Annotated in this window: 1 protein-coding gene; it reads right to left on the bottom strand. The window is 43.9% G+C overall.

The features are described from left to right. Positions 1 to 27 precede the first annotated feature (27 nt). Positions 28 to 741 carry a pseudouridine synthase gene (locus tag O3793_RS08890; protein ID WP_175815122.1) on the bottom strand — a complete coding sequence of 238 codons (714 nt, stop codon included), beginning with the start codon at positions 739 to 741 and terminating at the stop codon, positions 28 to 30. Positions 742 to 1,017: the final 276 nt, after the last annotated feature.

Here is a 1,017-nt window from a genome sequence, read left to right as displayed (position 1 = left end):
GTAACTTTTATGTTACATTTTGCTTTTTTAGAAATACGTCTTTACAAGTTGGAGTTCTGCTTCGTTCAACTCTCGATATTCTCCGGGAGCCAAAGCCTCGTCTAACACAAATTCTCCAAAGCGAATCCGTTTAAGATAGGTCACTTTCACACCCACGCATAGAAACATCTTCTTCACTTGATGGAATTTTCCTTCAGAGATGGTGACAGTCGCACGGCTCAAGCTATCGCTACTTTCGATGATCGTAAGCGTACTTGGTTTGCATTGGTATCCACCGTGGAAGACCACGCCCCGTTTGAAGGTTTCTACGGCATCCTCGTCTAGCGGACCGTTAACTTCTACATAATATTCCTTCTCGATATGTTGGTCGGGGTTGAGCATGCGGTACCCCAGCGGACCATTATTCGTCACGAGCAGCAGTCCTTCAGTATCCCCGTCGAGTCGTCCGAGCGGGTAGAGGCCTTCGACGTTTTCGTTTGCGAAGAGGTCGATAACCGTCGTATGTTCCTTGTCGGTCGTCGCAGAGATGACGCCTTGAGGTTTATTCAACATATAGTACTTCTGGCTATCGTCATAGATCCGCGTTCCGTTCACCGTGATGACTTGCAGGGCCGCGTCGACATTATTGCTGACGTGAGTAGCCGGAACTCCATCGATTAAGACGGCTTCATTCTTGATGAGCTTCTTCATTTCGCGGCGGCTCAGCACCAGATGTTTCATTAATAGATGTTCGAGTCTCATAGGCCCTCCTTCAAGTCGTTTTCTCGATTATACAATTTTTTTGAAAAATGGAGTAGTTATTCGTTGACGTCTCTTTCATCCTGTGTTAAATTATTAAACGTTGTCGCGCAAGATGACAAAAACATCGAATCATATTTCTTGCAATGAAAATATGAGCGTGGTAATATATTTAACGTTGTTGAAAAACAACGATTGACCTTTGAAAACTGAACAAAGAAGACGAACCAAATGTGTAGGGACTTCATCTTTTGATGAAGAAACAACAATTTCTTATCT

Origin of the sequence: Granulicatella sp. 20925_1_28 (assembly GCF_041433575.1) — a bacterium.
GTDB lineage: Bacteria > Bacillota > Bacilli > Lactobacillales > Aerococcaceae > Granulicatella.
Note: the sequence above shows the minus strand (reverse complement) of the source record. Positions and strands in the feature narration are given on the sequence as shown.